Genomic DNA, 19,526 nt, shown 5'->3' on the forward strand with positions numbered 1-19,526 from the left:
GGCCATAGCCGATCCCGCCGCGGCGGTCTTGCTCAGCCCTCGCGCGGTTTGGGCCCGGACTCCTGCGCCTGGCGGCGATAGGCGGCCGGGGTCAGCCCCGTCGCCCGGCGCATCGCCCGCGTCAGGGCGCTCTGGTCGGCATAGCCGCCGCGATGGGCGATCTCGGCGATGGACAGGCGGGAGCCGGCCAGCCATTCGCGCACCCGGCCGAGGCGCAGCCCGGCCAGCCAGGCGCGCGGCGTGCTGTCCAGCTCGGCGCGGAACAGCGCGTGCAGGCGGCTGACGCTGAGCCCGGCGCGCGCCGCCATGCCGGCGGCGGTCCAGGGTGCGAAGGGCTCGGCCTCCAGCGCCGCCAGCAGCCCGGCCAGCCGGGCGCCGGGCGCGGCGCCGCCGCCGGAGAGCGCGTCCAGCAGCAGCGGCATCCATTGCGCCACCGTCTCCGGCCGCGCCCGGTCGCGCGACAGCGACAGGCCCATATAGCCGATCAGGCTGGCGGCCTCGCGGCCCAGCGGGCGCACCCCGGGCGCGCGGCCAGCCGCTCGGCGCCGTCCGGGCCCAGGCAGGCGGGGTCGAAATCGACCACCAGCACCCGGTTGGCCTGCCGGCTGGCCTGCTCATGCCGCGTCGCGCGGTCGACGAAGCCGGCCAGGCCCGGGCTCAGCACCGCCTCCCGCCCGCCGATATCCATCGACACGGCGCCTTCCAGCGGCAGCACGAGCTGGGCGAAATCATGCAGATGGACGCTGGACTCCGCCCCGTAGGAGCGGATCCAGACCTGGGCTGGCACGGATCCGAGCATGCCGCATCCCATAGCACCGCCGGGCCCCGGCATCACCTGCCATGCGCTTCCCTTCCGCGCCGGCCCCCTTTCGCGCAGGCCCCTTTCGCGAAAGCCGGGGCTTCGCCACCCTGGGCGCCGGCAAGGGAGACGAGAGATGCGCATCGCCGTGCTCGACGACTATCAGCAGGTCGCCCGCGGGATGGCCGATTGGTCGGCGCTGGGGGAGGAAGCGAGGATCGACTTCCTCGACCGCCCACTGGCCGCGCTGCCGCTGGAGGCGGCCGCCGCGGCGCTGGCGGAGTATGAGGTGCTGGGGCTGATGCGCGAGCGCATGCCGATGCCGGCGGCGCTGCTGGCCCGGCTGCCGAGGCTGCGGCTGATCGTCACCACCGGCGCGCGCAACCCCAGCCTGGATGTCGCGGCGGCGCGCGCCCGGGGCATCACCGTCTGCCACACGGGCGGCGGCGAATCCTACCACGCCACCACCGAGCTGGCGCTGGCCCTGATGCTGAACGCGCTGCGCCATTTGCCGGGCGAGGAAGCGCGGATGCGCCAGGGGCTGTGGCAGGGCAGTGTCGGCCGCACCCTGCATGGGCGGGTGCTGGGGCTGGCCGGGCTCGGCCGGCTCGGCGGGCGGATGGCGGAGCTGGGCCGGGCGTTTGGCATGGAGGTCATCGCCTGGAGCGAGAACCTGACCGCCGCGCGCTGCGCCGAGCTCGGCGTGCGCCAGGTGGGGCGGGAGGCGCTGTTCCGCGGGGCGGAGATCCTCAGCCTGCATCTGGTGCTGTCGGAGCGCAGCCGCGGCCTGGTGGGCCCGGCCGAATTCGCGCTGATGCGGCCGGATGCGGTGCTGATCAACACCTCCCGCGGCCCGCTGGTGCAGGAGGCGGCGCTGATCGAGGCGCTGCGCAGCCGGCGCATCGCCGCCGCCGGGCTCGACGTCTATGACCAGGAGCCGCTGCCGGCGGACCACCCGCTGCGCGGCCTCGACAATGTCGTGCTCAGCCCGCATCTCGGCTACGTCACCGAGGGCACCTACCGGGTCTTCTTCCGCGACATGGTCGAGGCCATCGCTGCCTGGAAGGCCGGCGCGCCGGTGCGGCTGCTGGACTGATTCTCGGCCCGTGCTGGCGCAAAGGTGACCGCTCGCCCGCCGCAGCACGCCCGGCAAGCCTCTGTCCTGCAAGGGTTTCCTGGCCGGGCGCGGGGGATGCGCGCGGCTGGCTGGCGCGCCTCGGCCATGCCATAGCCATTGTTACAGATCTGCGCAGGACAAACCCCATGCAGCATGCCGGAGACCGCCGGCCGATCGCGGCGCGCAATTTGGCCCTGTCAGGCCGGGTGGCGGAATGGCTGGTGCGGCGCCGCGCCTCGCCCAATGGCATTTCCGTCGCAGGCATGGCCTGCGGGCTGCTGGCCGGGCTCTGCTTCGTGCTGACCGCGTCACTCCCCGCCCAGGCCTGGCTGTTCTGGCTGGCCGGCGCGGCGCTGATGCAGCTGCGGCTGCTGGCCAATCTGTTCGACGGCATGGTGGCGATCGGCCGCGGCATCGCCTCGCCGGTGGGCGAGCTGTTCAACGAGGTGCCGGACCGGGTCTCCGACAGCGCCGTGCTGGTCGGGCTCGGCTATGCGGCGGGCGGGCTGCCCTGGCTGGGCTATGCGGCGGCGCTGGCGGCGATGGCCACTGCCTATGTGCGGGCGGTCGGCAAGGCGGCCGGCGCGCCGTCGGATTTCCGCGGGCCGATGGCCAAGCAGCAGCGCATGGCGCTGTGCACCGCCCTCGCCCTGTGGTGCGCCCTGGTGCCACCCAGCTGGGAGGCGGTGGCGGGCTGGCCGCTGGTCACCCTGGTGCTGGCCGCCATCGCCCTGCTCTCTCTGCTCACCGCCCTGCGGCGCCTCTCCGGCATCGCGGCGGCCCTGCGCGCGGGGGCCCGGGCATGAGCACCGCCTTCGCCCATCCGGTGACGCTGTGGATCACGCTCGCCACCCTCGGCGTGGTGGCGCTGGCGGCGGCGGTGATCGGGGCGCTGACCCTGCTCGGCCGCGGCAGCCCGGCGCTGCGGCGGGAGCTGTGGCTGCGGCTCGGCTCCTGGGTGGTGCTGCTGCCGCTGATGTTCGGCCCCGTCCTGGCCGGTCGCGTCTGGACCATCGCGGCGGTGACGCTGCTCGGCCTCGCCTGCCTGCGGGAATTCGACCGCGCCACCGGGCTGTTCCGCGAATACGCCATGGTGGGCGTGGTGGTCATCGGCCTGCTGCTGGTGAATTTCGCCGCCCTCGACCAATGGTACGGGCTGTTCGTGGCGCTCGGCCCGCTGACGGCGGTGGCGATCCTGGTCGTCTCCATCCCGCTCGACCGGCCTTCCGGCTATGTGCAGCGCGTGGCGCTGTCGCTGGTGGCCTTCATGCTGTTCGGGCTCGGCCTCGGCCATCTCGGCTACATGGCGAACGACCCGGGCTACCGGCCGCTGGTGCTGATGCTGCTGGCGGTGGTGGCGCTGAACGATGTCGCCGCCTTCACCTGCGGCAAGCTGATCGGCGGGCCGAAGCTGCTGCCGCAGACCAGCCCGAACAAGACCATCTCCGGCGCGGTCGGCGCGCTGCTGGTCAGCACCCTGCTGGTGATGGTCCTCGGCAGCCACATCTTCGCCGGCACGAAGCTGGAGAGCCTGCCGAAGCTGGCGCTGCTCGGCCTGCTGATCAGCGCCGCGGGCCAGTGCGGCGATTTGATGCTGTCCTCGATCAAGCGCGATATCGGCATCAAGGATATGGGCACGCTGCTGCCGGGCCATGGCGGCATCCTGGACCGCTACAACAGCCTGCTGCTGGTCTCCCCGGCGGTGTTCCATTTCGTCAACTACCTGGTCGGGCTGCAAGGCACCGGCCCCACCCGCCTGCTGACCGGGGGCTGAGCCATGGATTGGGAGCTGCGCCCCGCCCGCGATGCCGGGCTGACCCCGCTGCAGCGGCTGCGCAGCCAGGGGCGGGAGGCCGGCATCACGGGGGCGCTGCTGCAGGGGCTGTGGCGCCGCGCCAGCCGGCTCTGGCTGCGCTGCGCCCACCGGCTGGAGATCGCGGGGCGCGAGCACCTGCCCGCCGAGGGGCCCTTCCTGCTGATCGGCAACCACAGCAGCCATCTGGACGCGCTGAGCCTGGCCGCCGCCCTGCCCACGCCGCTGGCCCGGCGCTGCTACGCCCTGGCCGCCGGCGATGTGTTCTTCGCCTCGGCCGGCGCGGCCACCTTCGCCGCCTATGCGGTGAACGCGCTGCCGGTCTGGCGCCGCCGCACCCGCGCCGGCGAGATCGACCTGCTGCGCCAGCGCCTGGCCGAGGACCGGCTGGTCTTCATCCTGTTCCCCGAGGGCACGCGCAGCCGCGACGGCGCCATGGCGCCCTTCCAGCCCGGCATCGGCGCGCTGGTGGCCGGCACGCCGATCCCGGTGGTGCCTTGCTATCTGGAGGGCGCCTACGCCGCCTGGCCGGCCACCCGCGCCCTGCCGCGGCCGGGCAGGCTGCGCCTGTCGATCGGCGCGCCGCTGCGCTTCGATACGGTCGCCGAGTGCAAGGAAGGCTGGCGCCAGGTGGCGCGCGATTGCGAGGCGGCGGTGCGCCGCCTGGGGGGCCTGCCCCCCGCCGGCTGAGGGCCGGCCTGGACGCCGCCTTGCGGTTGTTTCATCCGCCGCGGCCCGATTGGGCCTCGCCACCTGTCATGAAAGTGTCACACTTCTCCGCTTTGGCATGGAGGGGCGCGACATGGCGGTCATCCTGACCCTGCTGGACCTGGCGGGCACCGTGGCGCTGCTGCTCTGGGGCGTGCGCATGGTGCAGACCGGGCTGCAGCGCGCCTTCGGGCCGCAGCTGCGCGGCTTCCTGGCGCGGGCGCTGGGCAACCGGCCGCGCGCCTTCCTGGCCGGCATCGGCGTCACCACCCTGTTGCAGAGCAGCACGGCCACCGGGCTGATGGTCACCGGCTTCGCCGCCGGCGGCAGCGTCGCGCTGGTGCCGGCCCTGGCGGTGATGCTGGGCGCCAATATCGGCACCACGCTGATCGTGCAGCTGCTCTCCTTCGACGTGGCGCGGCTGGCGCCGCTGCTGGTGCTGCTGGGCTTCCTGCTGTTCCGCCGCAGCACGGCCAGCCGCCGGCGCGATCTCGGCCGCGTCGCCATCGGCCTCGGGCTGATGCTGATGGCGCTGCACCAGATGCTGGGCCTGCTGGCGCCGATCGGCAGCCAGCCCGGGCTGCGCGGCGCGCTCGCCGCGCTGCAGGGCGAGCCGCTGGTGGCGCTGCTGATCGGCGCCGCGCTGAGCTGGGCGGCGCATTCCAGCGTCGCCGTGGTGCTGCTGGTGATGTCGCTGGCCACCCATGGCGTGGTCGCCCTGCCGGTGGCGCTGGCGCTGGTGCTGGGCGCCAATCTCGGCACCGCGCTGAACCCGGTGCTGGAGGGCGCCGGCGCCGCCGACCCGGCCGCGCGCCGCGTGCCGATGGGCAATCTGCTGATCCGCGCCCTGGGCTGCCTGGCGGCGCTGCCCGCCCTGCCCTGGCTGGCGCAGGGGCTCGCCGCCCTGCAGCCCGACCCGGCGCGGGCGCTGGCGGATGCGCATACCGGCTTCAACCTGCTGCTCGGCCTGGTCTTCCTGCCGCTGCTGCCGGCCTATGCGCGGCTGCTGCGGCGCCTGCTGCCGGCGCGGCTGGAGCAGGAGGATCCGTCGCGCCCGCGCCATCTCGACCGCGCCGCGCTGGAAACGCCGGCCATCGCCATCGGCCTCGCGGCGCGCGAGGCGCTGCGCCTGGCCGATGTGCTGCAGGAGATGCTGCAGGGCATGCGCGACGCCTTCGCCCGCGACGATCGCGGCGTGATCCCCGAGACGCGCCGCATGGATGATGTGCTGGACCGGCTGAACGCCGCCATCCGGGACTACCTGACCGCGCTGGACGGCGCCGCGCTGGAGCCGGCCGAGCGCCGCCGCGCCGAGCGCATCCTGCTCTTCGCCACGCATCTGGAGCAGGCGGGCGATGTGGTGGACCGCGACCTGATGGCGGAGGCGGCCAAGCGCCTGAAGCGCGGCCTGGCGCCGCCGCCGGCGCAGCGCGCCGCGCTGCTGGCGCTGATCGACCGGCTGCAGAGCAATCTCGGCCAGGCGGCCTCGCTGCTGCTGACCGAGGATCTGCGCGCGGCCCGGCTGCTGGCCGGCGAGAAGGCGCGTTTCCGCGACATCGAGCGCCGCGCGGTGCAGGCGCATTTCGCCGGGCTGCACCAGCCCGCCGGCAGCGCGCCGGCCGATCCCGGCGCGCTGCCGCTCGATCTGATCCGCGACCTGAAGCGGGTGAACGCGCATCTGGTGGAGGCCGCCGCCTATCCGGTGCTGCGCGAGGGCGGTGAGCTGCTGCCGACCCGCCTGGCCTCGCCGCTGGATGGGGAGGAGTAGCGGCCATGCTTGCGCCCGCGCCGCGCCGGCGGGACAATCGCCGCCTCCGCCCCGGTCGCCGCCCATGAGCCTGAACCCCCTCCAGCATGCCGAGCACGTCACCGGCTGCCGCCAGTCGGCGCTGATCGACCTGTGGTCGCGCTGCGGCCTGACGGTCGCGATCAGCGAGGTGACGCGGCCGCATCTCTATGATTACGGGCGGCTGCCGGTCTCCACCGTCGCCATCACCCTCTACAATGTCCGCCGCCATGTGCTGATCGAGGATGGCCGCACGCGGCGCGACGCGCCGGTGCGCTTCGGCCGTTTCCGCATCGGCCAGCCGGGGCGCAACGTCATCGTCGACGCGGTGCCGGAGCCCGGGCGCGGCAAGCTGGTGCTGTTCTATCTGGGCGAGGCGCTGCTGCGCGAGGCCGCCGCGGCGCAGGGCCATGACCGCCCCGTCTCGCTGACCGACCTGGCCTGGGAGACCGAGGACCCCTTCCTGACCGCCGCCGCCTGCCGGCTGGTCGAGGCCAGCGACCGGCAGCGCCCGCCGGGGCCCCTGCTGGCCGAACAGCTGGCCTATACCGTGGCGCTGCACCTGACCGAGCGCCACGCCGCCCTGCCGCCGCCCCGCGCCGCCGAGATGCTGCCGCACCACGCCTTGCCGTCCCGGCTGCGCGAGCGGGTGCTGGCCGACCCGGCGGCGCCGCTCGGCATCGCCGAGCTGGCGGCGGAGGCGGGGCTCAGCCCCTCCGCCTTCACCCGCGCCTTCCGCCGCGCCAGCGGGCAGACGCCGCACCGCTTCATCCTGGAGCAGCGGCTGCAGGCGGCGCGTGCCCTGCTGGCGGAGAGCGACCGGCCGCTGGTGGATATCGCCCTCTCGCTCGGCTTCGCCTCGCAATCGCATTTCGGCGCCGCCTTCCGCGCCGCCACCGGGGCGAGCCCGGCGCGCTACCGCGCCGCGCGGCGCGGCTGACGCCGCTTTTCCGACAAACCCGCCGGGCGGCGCGCGGAACGGCGCCGGTTTCGCGATAGAAGCCCGCACAGCGCGGCGACATGCTGCCCGCCTGCGCCCCGCCCCTGTGGACGGGGCCGGGAGGAACACCAATGTCGACATCACCACCGCCCGGCGCCACGGTCGCGCCGATCGAGGACACCAGCCTGACCGGCTTCTACAAGGACATGACGGTGCCCGAGAAGCGCACCTTCTGGGCCTGCGCCACGGGCTGGGCGCTCGATGGCATGGACTTCATGATCTATCCGCTGGTGATCGGCACGATCATCAAGCTGTGGAATGTCGATGCCGGCACGGCGGGGCTCGCCGGCACGGTGACGCTGCTGGCCTCGGCCCTCGGCGGCTGGGGCGCGGGCTATCTGGCGGACCGCATCGGGCGGGTGCGCACGCTGCAGCTGACCATCCTCTGGTTCTCCTTCTTCTCGCTGCTCTGCGCCTTCGCGCAGGATTTCAACCAGCTCCTGGTGCTGCGCGCGCTGCTCGGCCTCGGCTTCGGCGGTGAATGGGCGGCGGGCGCGGTGCTGATGGGCGAGACCATCCGCGCGCAATATCGCGGCCGCGCCGTGGGCTCGGTGCAATCGGGCTGGGCCATCGGCTGGGGCCTCGCCGTGCTGGCGCAGGCCGCGCTGTTCTCGCTGCTGCCGCCCGAACAGGCCTGGCGCTGGATGTTCGCGCTCGGCGCGCTGCCGGCGCTGCTGGTGCTGTATCTGCGCAGCTATGTGAAGGAGCCGGAGCTGGCGGCGCAGACCCGCGCGCAGAACGCCGCGCGCGGCGAGGCACCCTCGCTGTGGGAGATCTTCCGCGGCCCGATCGCGCGCACCACCATCCTGGCCTCGCTGGTCTCCACCGGCTGCCAGGGCGGCTACTACGCCATCACCTTCTGGGTGCCGCGCTTCCTGACGACGGAGCGCCAGCTCTCCATCGTCTCCTCCACCGGCTATCTGGCGGCGCTGATCGCCGGTTCCTTCGCCGGCTACCTGGTGGGCGCCTGGTTCGCCGACCGCTTCGGCCGCCGCAGCCTGTTCCTGGTCTTCTCGCTGGGCGCGGTGGCGGTGATCCTGGCCTATACGCAGCTGCCGCTGTCCAACCAGATCCTCTGGGTGCTGGGCTTCCCGCTGGGCTTCTTCGCCTCGGGCTATTTCTCCGGCATGGGCGCCTTCCTGACCGAGCTGTTCCCGACGCGGCTGCGCGGCTCCGGCCAGGGCTTCTGCTACAATTTCGGCCGCGGCATCGGCGCGCTCTTCCCCTTCCTGGTGGGCTACCTGTCGCAGACGACGACGCTGGCCAACGCCATCTGCATCTTCGCCGTCTTCGCCTATGCGCTGTTCTTCATCGCCGCCTATGCGCTGCCGGAGACGCGCGGCAAGGTGCTGCACCCCGATGGCTGAGCCGCAGAACACGGCGCCCGCCTGCCCCGGCCCCGCGCCGGGGCCGCACGGGCCGCGGCGCTTCGCCGTGCCGGCGGGGGCGGTGGACACGCATGCGCATGTCATCGGCCTGCCGCCCGCCTATCCCTTCGTCGAGGGCCGCAGCTACACCCCGCCGGCGGCGACGCCCGGCGAGTACATCGCCATGCTCGACGCCACCGGCATGGCGCATGGCGTGCTGGTGCAGGTCAGCGTGCACGGCACCGACAACCGGCTGATGCTGGAGACGCTCCACCAGCACCGCCAGCGCCTGCGCGGCATCGCCGTGCTGCCCCTGCCGGTGCCGGAGCGCGAGCTGGCGGCGCTGCAGGAGGCCGGCGTGGTGGGGATGCGGCTGAACATCCTCTATGGCGGCGGCGTCGGGCTGGAGCGGCTGGAGGATTACGCGGCGCTGGCGCGCGAGCTGGGCTGGCATCTGCAATTCCTGGTCGATGCGCGCGATCTGGTGCCGCTGGCGCCGCGGCTCGGCCGGCTCGGCGTGCCTTTCGTCATCGACCATTGGGGGCATTTCCCGGTCAGCCGCGGGCTCGACGACCCGGGCTTCCAGACGCTGCTGTCGCTGCTGCGCGATGGCGGCTGGGTGAAGCTCTCGGGCGCCTATCGCAACAGCGTCGCCGGCCCGCCCTATGCCGACACCATCCCCTTCGCCCGCGCCCTGCACGCGGCGGCGCCGGATCGCTGCGTCTGGGGTTCGGACTGGCCGCATGTGGCGCATTGGGGGCCGATGATGAATGTCGGCGATCTGCTGGATCTGCTGGCCGACTGGGTGCCGGAGGAGGCCGCGCGCAACCGCGTGCTGGTGCAGAACGCGCACCGTCTCTACGGCTTCGGCGCCGGCTGAGCCGCGCCGGCGCAACCGCCGGAAGGCGGGCCCCGTCTGTGCCGATTAGCAAGGCGGCGTCTCCAACACGGGAAACGCCGCCATGCAGCTCAACGACAAGGTCGCCCTCATCACCGGTGCCAGTTCCGGCATCGGCGCCGCCGCGGCGCGGCTCTTCGCGGCGGAGGGGGCGCGCCTCGTCCTCGCCGGCCGCGACCGCGCGCGGCTGGATGCCGTGCTGCGCGACATCGAAGCCCGGGGCGGCGCGGCCATCGGCCTCACCGGCGATCTGCGCGACCCGGCCATGGCCGCGGCGCTGGTGCAGGCGGCCGAGGAAACATTCGGCGGGCTCGACATCGCCTTCAACAATGCCGGCGACACCGGGCCGGCCCTGCCACTGCAGGAGCTGGCGCCGGCGCAGTGGCAGGCGGTGATCGACGCCAACCTGACCGCCGCCTATCTCGGCGCGCGGCAGCAGATCCCGGCGCTGCTGCGGCGCGGCGGCGGCTCGCTGATCTTCACCGCCTCCTTCGTGGGTCACTGCAGCGGCATCGCCGGCATGGCCGCCTATGGCGCCGCCAAGGCCGGGCTGGTCGGGCTGGCGCGCTGCCTGGCGGTGGAGCTGGGCGCGCAGGGCATCCGGGTGAACGCCCTGCTGCCCGGCGGCACCGACACGCCGATGTTCCCCGCCAACCAGCCCGGCGCCGCGCCGGAGATCCGCCCGGCGGTGGAGGGGCTGCACGCGCTGGGCCGTGTGGCGCAGCCGGAGGAGATCGCCCGCGCCGCGCTGTTCCTGGCCTCGGACGCGTCCAGCTTCGTCACCGGCAGCGCGCTGCTGGCCGATGGTGGGGCCAGCATCCGGCGGCTCTAGGGCCTCTCCCGAGTGCAGCGCCACCATTCCGGCCATGGCGGAGGGGATGGCAACGGGGTTTTCCCGGATGCGGCCCCGGCCGCTTGGCGCCGCCGATCGAGCTGATCCGGCCCCGCGGCAAGACGCCGCCAAAGGAGCCGCGGCGGAGGATTTCCGCCATTCCCCGGCGACACCAAGACGGTGCCAGGTGGCGCAGCCTTCGCCGGGCTGGTGGCTGGCGGCGCAGCTCTCCCTGCGCCGGGCCAGGGCAGGCGTGTGGGAGCGCCTGCCGCAGCCGGTTCGGCTGCGTGGCCTCGCGCTCGGGCACGCATTCAGGTCATGTATCTGCCGGCATTCACATGAATGGTCTGGCCTGTCAGATATTCGGTCTCCAGGATCATCCGTGTCGCCGGCCACAGTTCGTCTGGGCGCCCCATGCGCCCCAGAGGCAGATGCTCGGTGGGGCCCGCATCAATCGCCCTGGCCATCCTGCTCTCGATCAAGGCGGGCGCTATCGCATTCGCCGTGATCCGGTGCGGACGGAGAGCGGTGGCATAGGCGTGCATCAGGCCCTCGACGCCGCCTTTCGAAGCGGCATAGGCGGCCGAAAGCCCGCCGCCGGTGCGGGCGGCGGCCGACGACATGAAGATCAGCCGGCCACCATTGCGCATCATCTGAGGCCATGCCGCCTGCGAGACCAGAAACGCACTCGTCAGATTGGCATGAAGCGTCCTCTGGAAATGCGCGAGGTCGAGACGGTCGATCGGGCATAGCTCCCCGATGCCGGCATTGTTGATCACGCAATCGATGCGGCCGAAATGCGCGAGCGTGTCCCCGACCAGGCGCTCGGCCTCCCCGGCGATGCCGATATCCGCCCGCAGGCCGATGCCGTCCTTCAGCCGGGACAGCATCCGATCGACCTCGGCACTCTCCGAGCGATAATTCACCGCAACCTGGTGACCCTCCGCAGCGGCCGCGACCGCCAGCGCGGCGCCGATGCCGCGGCCGGCGCCGGTGATCAGGATGACCTTCGCCGAAGGGTTCTGGATGTTCCGCATGATCATTCCGACTCCTGGACCGGGTTCCAGCGGAGTTGCCTGGCGCGACGTGATCTCCGGCTCATGCCGCGCCATGACGCGCGCATCCGGCCGCGTCCCTCCCCGGCCTCCACCACCGCGCGGCCATGGCGAACCGGCTCAGGCGCGGATGGGCGCTGGCCGGCGCCGCGCCTCACCGCACGCGCTGCCATTCGATCTCGATGCGCGTGCCTTCCGGGCGCCGGAACCGCTCCCGCATGCGGTCGCCCGTCACGGCGAAGGTCAGCTCTTCCCGCGTGCGCACGCTGCCGACCCAGTTCGGAAAGGTCGCGCCCAGCACGCGGTTGCCGCTGAATTCGCCCCGCTCATCGACGGTGTAGGTGCCGAAGAAGCCGATATTGCGTGCCATGGCGTCGCGGTTCTCCGCATCCGTGCCCTGGCCGCGCGCGTCGGAGGCGAAGCGCGGCGTGTCGGCATCCGTCAGCACCTCGACGAAATGCAGATCGGGGGTGAAGACCAGCATGCCATGGGGCCGCGCGCCATAGGCGGGGATGTTGCGGCCGCCGGGGTCGATGGTGGCGGAGACCATGCGCCAGCTGCCCAGCACCTGGTTGGGCGCCGCGGGGCTGGCGGGCGGGCGCTCCGACGCGGTCTGCGCCAGGGCGGGCATGGCGGCCAGGCCGACGGCCATGGCGAACAGCGTGGGGCGGAGGCGCATGGGATCTGTCCTTTCCGGTCATGGCGCCGGGCATCCGGCGCGCGCGGCCATGCGGCGGCCAGGGCGGTGGCCCCATGCGGGACACCGGCCGGGCCACCCGGCTGCCCGCTATCTGGCGGCGCGGGGCCGGCCGCATAACCCGGCCGGCCCGGGATGCGCTGGTGAGCGATGCTCACCAATGGCGCGGCCGGTTCAGCCGGCGGCGCCCTGCCCCTCGATCAGCGGACGGCAGCCGGCGATCTCCTCGCCCAGCCAGTCCATCAGGGCGCGGATGCGCGGCGTCTGCCGCAGATCGGGATGGGTCAGCAGCCAGAGCGTGCCGGACAGCTCCTCCCGCGGCGGCGCCAGGCGCTGCAGGCCGGGGCGGCTGTCGCCGGCGAAGCAGGGCAGGTAGCCGATGCCCAGCCCCTGCTGCACCGCCGCGGTCATGCCCAGCACGCTGTCCAGCCGGGCGGCGATGCGTGGCTCCGGCACCGCCTCGGCCAGGCGCCGCAGCGCGCGGATGCCGGACAGCCCCTCCCCCGGCAGCACCCAGGGCGCGGTGTCGGGCTCGTCGCCCGGGCGGCCATACAGCGCCCAGGCGATGCGCGCGACGCGGCGGCCCACCAGCGTCTCCGGCGGGGCATCGCTGGCGCGCAGCGCCACATCGGCGTCGCGGCGCGACAGATTGGCCGCCGCATTGCCGGTGACGAGGTCGAGCCGGATGGCGGGATGCGCCTGCCGGAAGCGCGCCAGCACCGGCAGCAGCAGATCGGCCAGCAGGCTGTCGCTGCTGGCCAGCCGCACCTCGCCCGAGGGCGCCGGCCGCTCCCCGGCCAGGCGCCGCGTCACCGCCGCCACCTCCTCCGCCATGCGGGCGGCCAGTGTCGCCAGCGCCTCCCCCGCCGGGGTCGGCACATAGCCGGTGCGGTGCCGCTCGAAGAGCGGGCAGCCGATCTGCGCCTCGAGCTGGCCGAGGCGGCGGAAGGCGGTGGAGTGGTGGATGCCGAGGCGGGCCGCCGCCTCCGGCAGGCTGCCGGCGCGGGCGATGGCGTCGACCAGGCGGATATCGTCCCAGGCCAGGTCGCGGGCGGGGTCGGGCATGGGCCAGCGCCTCTGTCAGCCGCGCGCAGCCAGCGCGGCGGGCCATGCTAACCCAGGCATGGCCGCAATGCCAATCGCGGCGCTGCAAGGTGCCGATTGCAGGGATGCAATCGGTTTGCCCTCACGCCCGGCCGGTCCATGGCCTATCTGGAGGGCCAGGAACGGCGCACCCCGCGCCGCTGGAGATCGAAACGATGACCCGCAACGGCATCCACCACGTCACCGCCATCGCCGGCCAGGCGCGGCGCAACCTGGATTTCTACACCCGCACCCTCGGCCTGCGGCTGGTGAAGAAGACGGTGAATTTCGACGATCCCGGCGCCTACCACTTCTACTATGGCGACGCCGCCGGCAGCCCCGGCTCGATCCTGACCTTCTTCCCCTGGGAGCATGCGGCCCCCGGCCGCCAGGGCATTGGCGAGCTGCAGGAGACGGTGTTCCGCATCCCGCAGGCCTCGGTGGGCTACTGGCTGCAGCGCCTGGCGGCGCAGGGGGTGGAGCGCGCCGGCCGCTTCGGCGAGACGCTGCTGCGCTTCCGCGACCCGGATGGCATGGCGCTCGCGCTGGTCGGCCTGCCCGGCATCGAGGCGGAGCCGGCCTGGAGCACCGGCGAGGTCCCGGCCGAGCACGCCATCCGCGGCATCCACGGCGTCAGCCTGATGCTGGACAAGGCGGAGCCCACCGGCGCCATCCTCGCGGATGTGTTCGGCTTCGCCGAGGCGGGGCGGGAGGGCGATACGCTGCGCTTCCAGGTGCCCGGCCAGCCGCTCGGCGGCATCGTCGACCTGCGCGGCGTGGGCGGCTTCCTGCCGGCGCGGCTCGGCCGCGGCTCGGTGCATCATCTGGCCTTCCGCGCCGCCGATGACGCGGCCGAGATGGCGATGGTGAAGCGCCTGGCCGAGAATCACGGCATCCACACGACGGAGCAGAAGGATCGCGACTATTTCCGCTCGGTCTATTTCCGCGAGCCCGGCCATGTGCTGTTCGAGATCGCGACGGATGTCCCCGGCTTCGCCGTGGACGAGCCGGCCGAGCAGCTGGGCCAGGCGCTGAAGCTGCCGCGTTTCCTGGAGCAGCACCGCGCCACGATCGAGGCGGCGCTGCCGGAGCTGGGCTGAACCCCGCGGGACGAAAGGAGCCCGAGCATGACGGAGAGTTTGAAGGGCGAGCTCGAGGGTTTCGCCTATCGCTTCGAGCCGGGCGGCGATGCCGCCCCGCCCCTGCTGCTGCTGCACGGCACCGGCGGCGACGAGAACGACCTGATCCCGCTGGGCCGGGAGCTGGCCCCGGGCCGCGCTTTGCTCTCGCCGCGCGGCCGGGTGCTGGAGGCCGGCATGCCGCGCTTCTTCCGCCGCCTGGCGGAGGGGGTGTTCGACGAGGCCGATCTGGTCGCCCAGGCGGCGGCGCTGGCCGGCTTCGTCACCGCGGCGCGGCAGCGCCACGGGCTGGCGGCGCCGGTGGCGCTCGGCTTCTCCAACGGCGCCAACATCGCCGCGGCGCTGCTGCTGCTGCATCCCGACCTGCTGGCCGGCGCGGCGCTGCTGCGCGCCATGCCGCCGCTGCGCCAGCCGCCCGCCATGGCGATCCCCGGCACGAAGGTGCTGCTGCTCTCCGGCAGCCATGACCCGATCGTGCCGGCCGCCGGCAGCGCGGCGCTGGCGGCGACGCTCTCCGGCGCCGGCGCCCAGGTCACCCACCACAACCTGCCGGCCGGGCATGGGCTGACACGGATGGATCTGGCGCTGGCGCAGAAATGGCTGGAAGCTCAGGCCAAGGCGACGGCGCCCATGGGCTGAGGCGGCCGCGACCCGGGGGAACAGCATGCGCTACGCGGTCCTGGCGGATATCCATGCCAATCGCGAAGCCTGCGAGGCCTGCCTGGCGCATGCCGCCGGGCATGGCCATGACCGGCTGGTGCTGCTGGGCGACATGGTCGGCTATGGCGGCGATCCGCTCTGGGCGGCGGAGTTCGCGCAGGCCGCCGTGGCGGCGGGCGCCATCGCCGTGCTCGGCAATCATGACGAGGCGGTGGCGACCGGCCGCACCGGCGGCATGAGCGGCGACGCCGCCACCGCCGCCGCCTGGCACCGCAGCGTGCTGCCCCCCGCTTCGCTGGCCTTCCTCGGCGCCCTGCCGCGCGAGGCGGAGGCGGAGGGCATCCGCCTGCTGCATGCCGACCCGGCGGCGCCCGAAAGCTGGAACTACGTCACCGACCCTGAGGCCGCGCGGGCCGGGCTGGATGCCTCGCCCTTCTGGCTGACGCTGTGCGGCCATGTGCATGCGCCGCGCCTCTATGGGCTGACCGCCACCGACAAGCTGGCGGCACTGCGCCCGGTGCCGGGCCAGGCGGTGCCGCTGCTCAGGGCACGGCGCTGGCTGGCGGTGATGGGCTCGGTCGGCCAGCCGCGCGATGGCGATCCTTCCGCCTGCTACGCCATCCTCGACAGCGAACGCGGCGAATGCGTCTGGCACCGCGTGCCCTACGACATCGAGGCCGCCGCCGCCCGCATCCGCGCCGCCGGCCTGCCGGAGCGGCTGGCGGCGCGGCTGTCCGAGGGGCGCTGAGATGGCCCTGCCCCGCCTGCCGCCCGGCACGGTGCTGGACGGCTTCACCATCGGGCCGCTGCTGCACAAGGGCGGCATGGCGGCGCTGCACGAGACCACGCATCCCGACTGGCCCGACACGCCCCTGCTGATGAAGCTGCCGCGCCTGCAGGAGGGCGAGGACCCGGCCGCCATCGTCTCCTTCGAGATGGAGCTGATGATCCTGCCGCGCCTGTCGGGGCCGCATGTGCCGCGCTTCGTCGCCGCGCGCGGCTTCGAGGCGCAGCCCTATCTGGTGATGGAACGGATCGCCGGCGCCTCGCTGCGGCCGATGATGGACGAGCTGCCGCGCCCGGTCGCGGAGGTGGCGGCGCTCGGCGCGCGCATCGCCCGCGCGCTGGATTCGCTGCACCGCCAGCATGTGGTGCATCTGGATGTGAAGCCCTCCAACATCCTGCAGCGGCCGGATGGGCGGGTGGTGCTGGTGGATTTCGGCCTGTCGCATCACGAGCACCTGCCCGATCTGATGCGCGAGGAATTCCGCCTGCCCTATGGCACCGCGCCCTATATGGCGCCGGAGCAGGTGATGGGGCTGCGCGGCGATCCGCGCAGCGATCTCTTCGCCCTCGGCGTGCTGCTGTATGTCTTCACCACCGGCACGCGGCCCTTCGGCGACCCGCAGCGCCTGTCGGGGCTGAAGCGGCGGCTGTGGCGCGACCCGGTGCCGCCGCGCGCGCTGCGCCCCGACTGCCCCGCCTGGCTGCAGGAGACCATCCTGCGCTGCCTGGAGGTCGACCCGGCGCGCCGCCACCCCAGCGCCGCGCAGCTGGCCTTCGACCTGGCCCAGCCGGAGCAGGTGGCGCTGACGCCGCGCGCGGCGAAGCTGCGGCGCGATGGCTGGGCGGCGGTGATCCGCCGCCGTTTCAACCCCGAGGCGCAGCCGGTCTTCCGCCTGCCGGGCGCGGCGCGGCAGCAGGCGCGGGCGCCGATCCTGGCGGTCGCCGTGGACCTTGCCGACCCGCCCGTCACGCCCCCCGAGGCGCTGCGCGACGCGGTGCGGGGCATGCTGGCGACGCTGCCCGGGGCGCGGCTGGCCTGCCTGCATGTGCAGAAGCTGAACCGCATTACCCCTGACAGCGACCTGGACCGCGAGGGGCGCAACCGCCACGCCCTGGCCCTGGCCGGGCTGAAGCACTGGGCGGCACCGCTCGGCCTGCCGGAGGAGCGGGTGAGCTTCCATGTGCTGGAGGGTGTCTCGGTGCCCGGGGCGCTGCTGGACTATGTCACCGCCGCCCGGGTGGACCATGTGGTGCTGGGCTGCCGCGTGCCCGCGCAGCGGCCGCGCTGGTCGGGCAGCGTCTCGGCCGAGCTGGCGGAGAAGGCGCCCTGCTCGGTCACCGTGGTGCGGCCGCGCGCGGCGGACGATGGGTGGGCGGGCTCCTGAGCAAGACCTGTGCGTCAGCTTGGCTAAGACCTGAGCAGCGCCTCAAAATCAGCCCCTTTGGCAATCTTGCCAATCAATCTTGCAAGCTGCGGCTCTTTCCGCTGCACGCGCACAAAGTCCTCGGCCGTGCGTTTATCGACATACAGGACGCTGCAATATGCGGCGAGGGCAGCAAGATGGCCGTCATGCACATCACTTCCAGGGCGCTCTAGCCTAGCTTGTCCATGCACTCGTAGCGCTTTGGCGATTATCTGACTAGGCAACGTCTCCATCGGAACTGTCTTGAGGGCCGAAAACGACCGACCAGTTTGCGGCGCAATGATTCGTAGCTGGTTTCTGAACGCCGCTAAACGGCTGAGGTCGGCAAGAACGGCCTCATCTCGGATTTCCGCCTCATCCAAGCCCTGCTTCACAAGCATCGAAACGATCAGCTCGCGAACGGAAGTACCCGCGGGGGGCATCAAGTCGATTACCCCCTTCATAAAAGCATCAGCCATTGCATGGGAGCGCGCCACATCCTGCCGTGTAGCCTGCAAAGCTTCCTTAACCACACGAACGTATATCTCATCAATTCTTGCACGAATCTGTCTCGGAGAGTTAATTTCTGATTTCGACAGAGCTCCAATTGTTTGATTTTCATCAAATATCTTCATGGGGCCAAATGCCGAAACCATTTCGAGATGCATCTTTCGAGAATGCATTATTGGCCTGATATACTTCCAGATCCGTGCATCTTCTCCCACCGCCTGCACGCCTGGGCCTATCCTGAGTAACAGCTCCTTCGCCCTATCCCGGACGGAGGCTAGATCGCGCAAGCCTTCCGAGGCCGCCATCGCTTCCGCCGCGAGAATCTGCACTATCGAACCCAGCCCCAGATCATCTTTTGGCAATCGCAGAAAGGCAATCATAGGTAATTCTTGCAGGAGATGAATTCGACGAAGCGCAGCCTCGTCATCTTCGCCGCCCATCAGTTCTTCGACGTGATGCCAAGACAGAAGCGGAACCCGGCCATGTTCAATCAACCGCTCATGTAGACTTTGGGCGCGCTGCCGGCGCTCGGCATTGCCGCTCATGGTTGCATCCAGCCACTTAGCCCAGTGCGAGCTGTCGGGGGCTATGATCTCGGATGCGAAGAGATGCACAACAAAATTCCCCTGTGAGGCATGGCCTGAATCGACGCCGACGCCTGCAATGAATTGAAGTGCGATGAAACGCGCTCGACCATACTGGATCGAGAAAAAATTATGCCTCCTTTGTTTTCGAAGAATAGAGCATGATGAGCGATGTTTTAGGATCTGCCTTCTATGTTTCGGACGCAGTCATAAGTAGCTGGCTTCCCCTAGGCCGCGAACAGCCGCGCCGCCCGCGCCGAGAGGCGGCAGGGCTGGCCGGCGGTGAAGGCGCCCGCCGGAAGCTCGGCCTCCACCACGAATTCGGCCAGGTCGAGCTCGGCATGGTCATGCCCGCCGGCCGGGCGCAGGCTGCGCAGCCGGGCATTGGCCTCCTCCTCCGCCGCCGGCGCGACCTGCCAGTCATGCGCGCGGATGAAGGCCTGCACCGGCCCCTCCGGCGGCAGGGGCCCGCGCAGCGCCTCGTGCGGCAGCGGCGGCAAAGGCAGCGTGTCGAAATGCAGCACGCCCTGCCGCAGCTGCGCCGGCAGCCGCGCGGCGTGGCCGAGGAAGCCGGCGACGAAGGCGCTGGCGGGCTCGGCCACCAGCTGCGCCGGGTGGTCGAACTGGGCGATGCGGCCGCGATCCATCACCGCGACGCGGTCGGCCAGCTCCATCGCCTCCTCCTGGTCATGCGTCACGAACAGGCTGGTCAGGCCCATCTCCAGATGCAGCTCGCGCAGCCAGCGGCGCAGCCCCTTGCGCACCTCGGCATCCAGCGCGCCGAAGGGCTCGTCCAGCAGCAGCAGCCGCGGCTCGATGGCCAGGGCGCGGGCCAGCGCCACGCGCTGCCGCTGGCCGCCCGAGATCTGCTCCGGCAGGCGGCGCTCCAGCTCGGCGATCTGCATGCGTTCCAGCAAGGCGCGCACGCGGCGGGCGATCTCCGCCTCCGCCGGGCGCTGGCCGCGCGGGCGCACGCGCAGGCCGAAGGCGACATTCTCGAACACGCTCATATGCCGGAACAGCGCGTAATGCTGGAAGACGAAGCCGATGCGCCGCGTCCGCGCCGGCACTGCGGACATGTCCTGCCCGTCGATCTCGACCCGCCCGGCATCGGCGAAATCCAGCCCGCCCAGGATGCGCAGCAGCGTCGTCTTGCCCGAGCCGGAGGGGCCGAGCAGGGCCACGAATTCGCCGCTCCCCACCTCGAGATCGATGCCGTGCAGGGCGATGGCCGGGCCGAAACGACGGGTCACGCCACGCAGCGTCACGCTCATGCGGGATCTCTCCAG

The 19,526-nt window shown here is 72.3% G+C and carries 20 protein-coding genes and 1 pseudogene; 14 read left to right on the top strand and 7 right to left on the bottom strand.

Annotated elements, in window-relative coordinates; translation table 11 throughout:
* Positions 1-32 precede the first annotated feature (32 nt).
* Together QE401_RS00715 and QE401_RS00720 are read right to left on the bottom strand one after the other, a co-directional pair.
* Positions 33-518 (bottom strand): helix-turn-helix transcriptional regulator, encoded by a 486-nt coding sequence (locus tag QE401_RS00715; protein WP_307136335.1) that lies wholly within the window; start codon positions 516-518, stop codon positions 33-35.
* Complete coding sequence (locus QE401_RS00720; RefSeq protein ID WP_307136336.1) at positions 485-799, bottom strand: AraC-like ligand-binding domain-containing protein; 315 nt, start codon at positions 797-799, stop codon at positions 485-487. Before QE401_RS00720 ends, QE401_RS00715 begins: the two co-directional genes overlap by 34 nt.
* A 136-nt stretch (positions 800-935) precedes the next feature.
* On the opposite strand from QE401_RS00720, the gene QE401_RS00725 reads away from it, so the two are divergent.
* The 10 genes and pseudogenes from QE401_RS00725 to QE401_RS00770 all read left to right on the top strand — a co-directional run.
* Positions 936-1,895, top strand: a complete 960-nt coding sequence (locus QE401_RS00725; protein WP_307136337.1) for a D-2-hydroxyacid dehydrogenase family protein — start codon at positions 936-938, stop codon at positions 1,893-1,895.
* Positions 1,896-2,062: 167 nt separating this feature from the next.
* The gene (locus QE401_RS00730) at positions 2,063-2,722 is read left to right on the top strand and encodes a CDP-alcohol phosphatidyltransferase family protein (protein ID WP_307136338.1); all 660 of its coding nucleotides are present in this window, start codon (positions 2,063-2,065) and stop codon (positions 2,720-2,722) included.
* Complete coding sequence (locus tag QE401_RS00735) at positions 2,719-3,690, top strand: phosphatidate cytidylyltransferase (protein ID WP_307136339.1); 972 nt, start codon at positions 2,719-2,721, stop codon at positions 3,688-3,690. Before QE401_RS00730 ends, QE401_RS00735 begins: the two co-directional genes overlap by 4 nt.
* A 3-nt stretch (positions 3,691-3,693) precedes the next feature.
* Entirely contained in the window at positions 3,694-4,419 is a 726-nt protein-coding gene (locus QE401_RS00740; protein ID WP_307136340.1) for a lysophospholipid acyltransferase family protein, read from the top strand.
* Positions 4,420-4,531: 112 nt separating this feature from the next.
* Complete coding sequence (locus QE401_RS00745; RefSeq protein ID WP_307136341.1) at positions 4,532-6,205, top strand: Na/Pi cotransporter family protein; 1,674 nt, start codon at positions 4,532-4,534, stop codon at positions 6,203-6,205.
* 64 nt (positions 6,206-6,269) lie between these two features.
* Positions 6,270-7,163, top strand: coding sequence for a helix-turn-helix transcriptional regulator (locus tag QE401_RS00750; protein WP_307136342.1), 894 nt, complete (start codon positions 6,270-6,272; stop codon positions 7,161-7,163).
* 131 nt (positions 7,164-7,294) lie between these two features.
* Positions 7,295-8,590, top strand: a complete 1,296-nt coding sequence (locus QE401_RS00755; RefSeq protein ID WP_307136343.1) for an MFS transporter — start codon at positions 7,295-7,297, stop codon at positions 8,588-8,590.
* On the top strand, positions 8,583-9,470 hold the full coding sequence (locus QE401_RS00760) for an amidohydrolase family protein (protein ID WP_307136344.1): 888 nt from the start codon (positions 8,583-8,585) through the stop codon (positions 9,468-9,470). Before QE401_RS00755 ends, QE401_RS00760 begins: the two co-directional genes overlap by 8 nt.
* 82 nt (positions 9,471-9,552) lie before the next feature.
* A complete protein-coding gene (locus QE401_RS00765; protein WP_307136345.1) occupies positions 9,553-10,320 on the top strand; it encodes an SDR family oxidoreductase in 768 nt (255 codons plus the stop codon).
* An 83-nt stretch (positions 10,321-10,403) separates the two neighbouring features.
* A pseudogene (locus tag QE401_RS00770) lies at positions 10,404-10,633 on the top strand (IS5-like element ISMex42 family transposase); the annotation flags it as partial.
* Here QE401_RS00770 and QE401_RS00775 read toward each other — a convergent pair.
* From QE401_RS00775 to QE401_RS00785, 3 genes are all read right to left on the bottom strand, one after another.
* Complete coding sequence (locus tag QE401_RS00775) at positions 10,632-11,432, bottom strand: SDR family NAD(P)-dependent oxidoreductase (RefSeq protein ID WP_373461387.1); 801 nt, start codon at positions 11,430-11,432, stop codon at positions 10,632-10,634. The pseudogene QE401_RS00770 and the gene QE401_RS00775 sit on opposite strands and share 2 nt — an antisense overlap.
* 97 nt (positions 11,433-11,529) lie before the next feature.
* A complete protein-coding gene (locus QE401_RS00780) occupies positions 11,530-12,054 on the bottom strand; it encodes a lipocalin-like domain-containing protein (RefSeq protein ID WP_307136347.1) in 525 nt (174 codons plus the stop codon).
* A gap of 192 nt (positions 12,055-12,246) precedes the next feature.
* Positions 12,247-13,137, bottom strand: a complete 891-nt coding sequence (locus tag QE401_RS00785; RefSeq protein WP_307136348.1) for a LysR family transcriptional regulator — start codon at positions 13,135-13,137, stop codon at positions 12,247-12,249.
* A gap of 194 nt (positions 13,138-13,331) precedes the next feature.
* On the opposite strand from QE401_RS00785, the gene QE401_RS00790 reads away from it, so the two are divergent.
* From QE401_RS00790 to QE401_RS00805, 4 genes are read left to right on the top strand one after another with little or no spacing between them, the layout of a single operon-like run.
* Complete coding sequence (locus QE401_RS00790) at positions 13,332-14,255, top strand: ring-cleaving dioxygenase (RefSeq protein ID WP_307136349.1); 924 nt, start codon at positions 13,332-13,334, stop codon at positions 14,253-14,255.
* Positions 14,256-14,282: 27 nt separating this feature from the next.
* Complete coding sequence (locus tag QE401_RS00795; protein WP_307136350.1) at positions 14,283-14,933, top strand: alpha/beta hydrolase; 651 nt, start codon at positions 14,283-14,285, stop codon at positions 14,931-14,933.
* Positions 14,934-14,958: 25 nt separating this feature from the next.
* Positions 14,959-15,702, top strand: coding sequence for a metallophosphoesterase family protein (locus tag QE401_RS00800; protein ID WP_307136351.1), 744 nt, complete (start codon positions 14,959-14,961; stop codon positions 15,700-15,702).
* A 1-nt stretch (position 15,703) separates the two neighbouring features.
* Positions 15,704-17,125, top strand: coding sequence for a serine/threonine protein kinase (locus tag QE401_RS00805; RefSeq protein ID WP_307136352.1), 1,422 nt, complete (start codon positions 15,704-15,706; stop codon positions 17,123-17,125).
* Positions 17,126-17,148: 23 nt separating this feature from the next.
* On the opposite strand, the gene QE401_RS00810 is transcribed toward QE401_RS00805, so the two are convergent.
* Both QE401_RS00810 and QE401_RS00815 read right to left on the bottom strand, forming a co-directional pair.
* The gene (locus tag QE401_RS00810; RefSeq protein ID WP_307136353.1) at positions 17,149-18,198 is read right to left on the bottom strand and encodes a hypothetical protein; all 1,050 of its coding nucleotides are present in this window, start codon (positions 18,196-18,198) and stop codon (positions 17,149-17,151) included.
* 266 nt (positions 18,199-18,464) lie between these two features.
* Positions 18,465-19,511, bottom strand: a complete 1,047-nt coding sequence (locus QE401_RS00815) for a sulfate/molybdate ABC transporter ATP-binding protein (RefSeq protein WP_307136354.1) — start codon at positions 19,509-19,511, stop codon at positions 18,465-18,467.
* Between the last annotated feature and the right edge of the window lie 15 nt (positions 19,512-19,526).

This window comes from Pseudoroseomonas cervicalis, assembly GCF_030818485.1.
Classification (GTDB): Bacteria; Pseudomonadota; Alphaproteobacteria; order Acetobacterales; family Acetobacteraceae; genus Pseudoroseomonas; species Pseudoroseomonas cervicalis_A.

Excerpts from the sequence above, each read along its gene's own strand:
- QE401_RS00750 (WP_307136342.1), top strand. The coding sequence starts at position 6,270 with ATGAGCCTGAACCCCCTCCAGCATGCCGAGCACGTCACCGGCTGCCGC.
- QE401_RS00765 (WP_307136345.1), top strand. The coding sequence starts at position 9,553 with ATGCAGCTCAACGACAAGGTCGCCCTCATCACCGGTGCCAGTTCCGGC.
- QE401_RS00800 (WP_307136351.1), top strand. The coding sequence starts at position 14,959 with ATGCGCTACGCGGTCCTGGCGGATATCCATGCCAATCGCGAAGCCTGC.
- QE401_RS00740 (WP_307136340.1), top strand. The coding sequence starts at position 3,694 with ATGGATTGGGAGCTGCGCCCCGCCCGCGATGCCGGGCTGACCCCGCTG.
- QE401_RS00760 (WP_307136344.1), top strand. The coding sequence starts at position 8,583 with ATGGCTGAGCCGCAGAACACGGCGCCCGCCTGCCCCGGCCCCGCGCCG.
- QE401_RS00810 (WP_307136353.1), bottom strand. The coding sequence starts at position 18,198 with ATGAGCGGCAATGCCGAGCGCCGGCAGCGCGCCCAAAGTCTACATGAG.
- QE401_RS00720 (WP_307136336.1), bottom strand. The coding sequence starts at position 799 with ATGCTCGGATCCGTGCCAGCCCAGGTCTGGATCCGCTCCTACGGGGCG.
- QE401_RS00790 (WP_307136349.1), top strand. The coding sequence starts at position 13,332 with ATGACCCGCAACGGCATCCACCACGTCACCGCCATCGCCGGCCAGGCG.
- QE401_RS00755 (WP_307136343.1), top strand. The coding sequence starts at position 7,295 with ATGTCGACATCACCACCGCCCGGCGCCACGGTCGCGCCGATCGAGGAC.
- QE401_RS00805 (WP_307136352.1), top strand. The coding sequence starts at position 15,704 with ATGGCCCTGCCCCGCCTGCCGCCCGGCACGGTGCTGGACGGCTTCACC.
- QE401_RS00815 (WP_307136354.1), bottom strand. The coding sequence starts at position 19,511 with ATGAGCGTGACGCTGCGTGGCGTGACCCGTCGTTTCGGCCCGGCCATC.
- QE401_RS00780 (WP_307136347.1), bottom strand. The coding sequence starts at position 12,054 with ATGCGCCTCCGCCCCACGCTGTTCGCCATGGCCGTCGGCCTGGCCGCC.
- QE401_RS00730 (WP_307136338.1), top strand. The coding sequence starts at position 2,063 with ATGCAGCATGCCGGAGACCGCCGGCCGATCGCGGCGCGCAATTTGGCC.
- QE401_RS00725 (WP_307136337.1), top strand. The coding sequence starts at position 936 with ATGCGCATCGCCGTGCTCGACGACTATCAGCAGGTCGCCCGCGGGATG.
- QE401_RS00795 (WP_307136350.1), top strand. The coding sequence starts at position 14,283 with ATGACGGAGAGTTTGAAGGGCGAGCTCGAGGGTTTCGCCTATCGCTTC.
- QE401_RS00745 (WP_307136341.1), top strand. The coding sequence starts at position 4,532 with ATGGCGGTCATCCTGACCCTGCTGGACCTGGCGGGCACCGTGGCGCTG.
- QE401_RS00735 (WP_307136339.1), top strand. The coding sequence starts at position 2,719 with ATGAGCACCGCCTTCGCCCATCCGGTGACGCTGTGGATCACGCTCGCC.
- QE401_RS00785 (WP_307136348.1), bottom strand. The coding sequence starts at position 13,137 with ATGCCCGACCCCGCCCGCGACCTGGCCTGGGACGATATCCGCCTGGTC.
- QE401_RS00775 (WP_373461387.1), bottom strand. The coding sequence starts at position 11,432 with ATGGCGCGGCATGAGCCGGAGATCACGTCGCGCCAGGCAACTCCGCTG.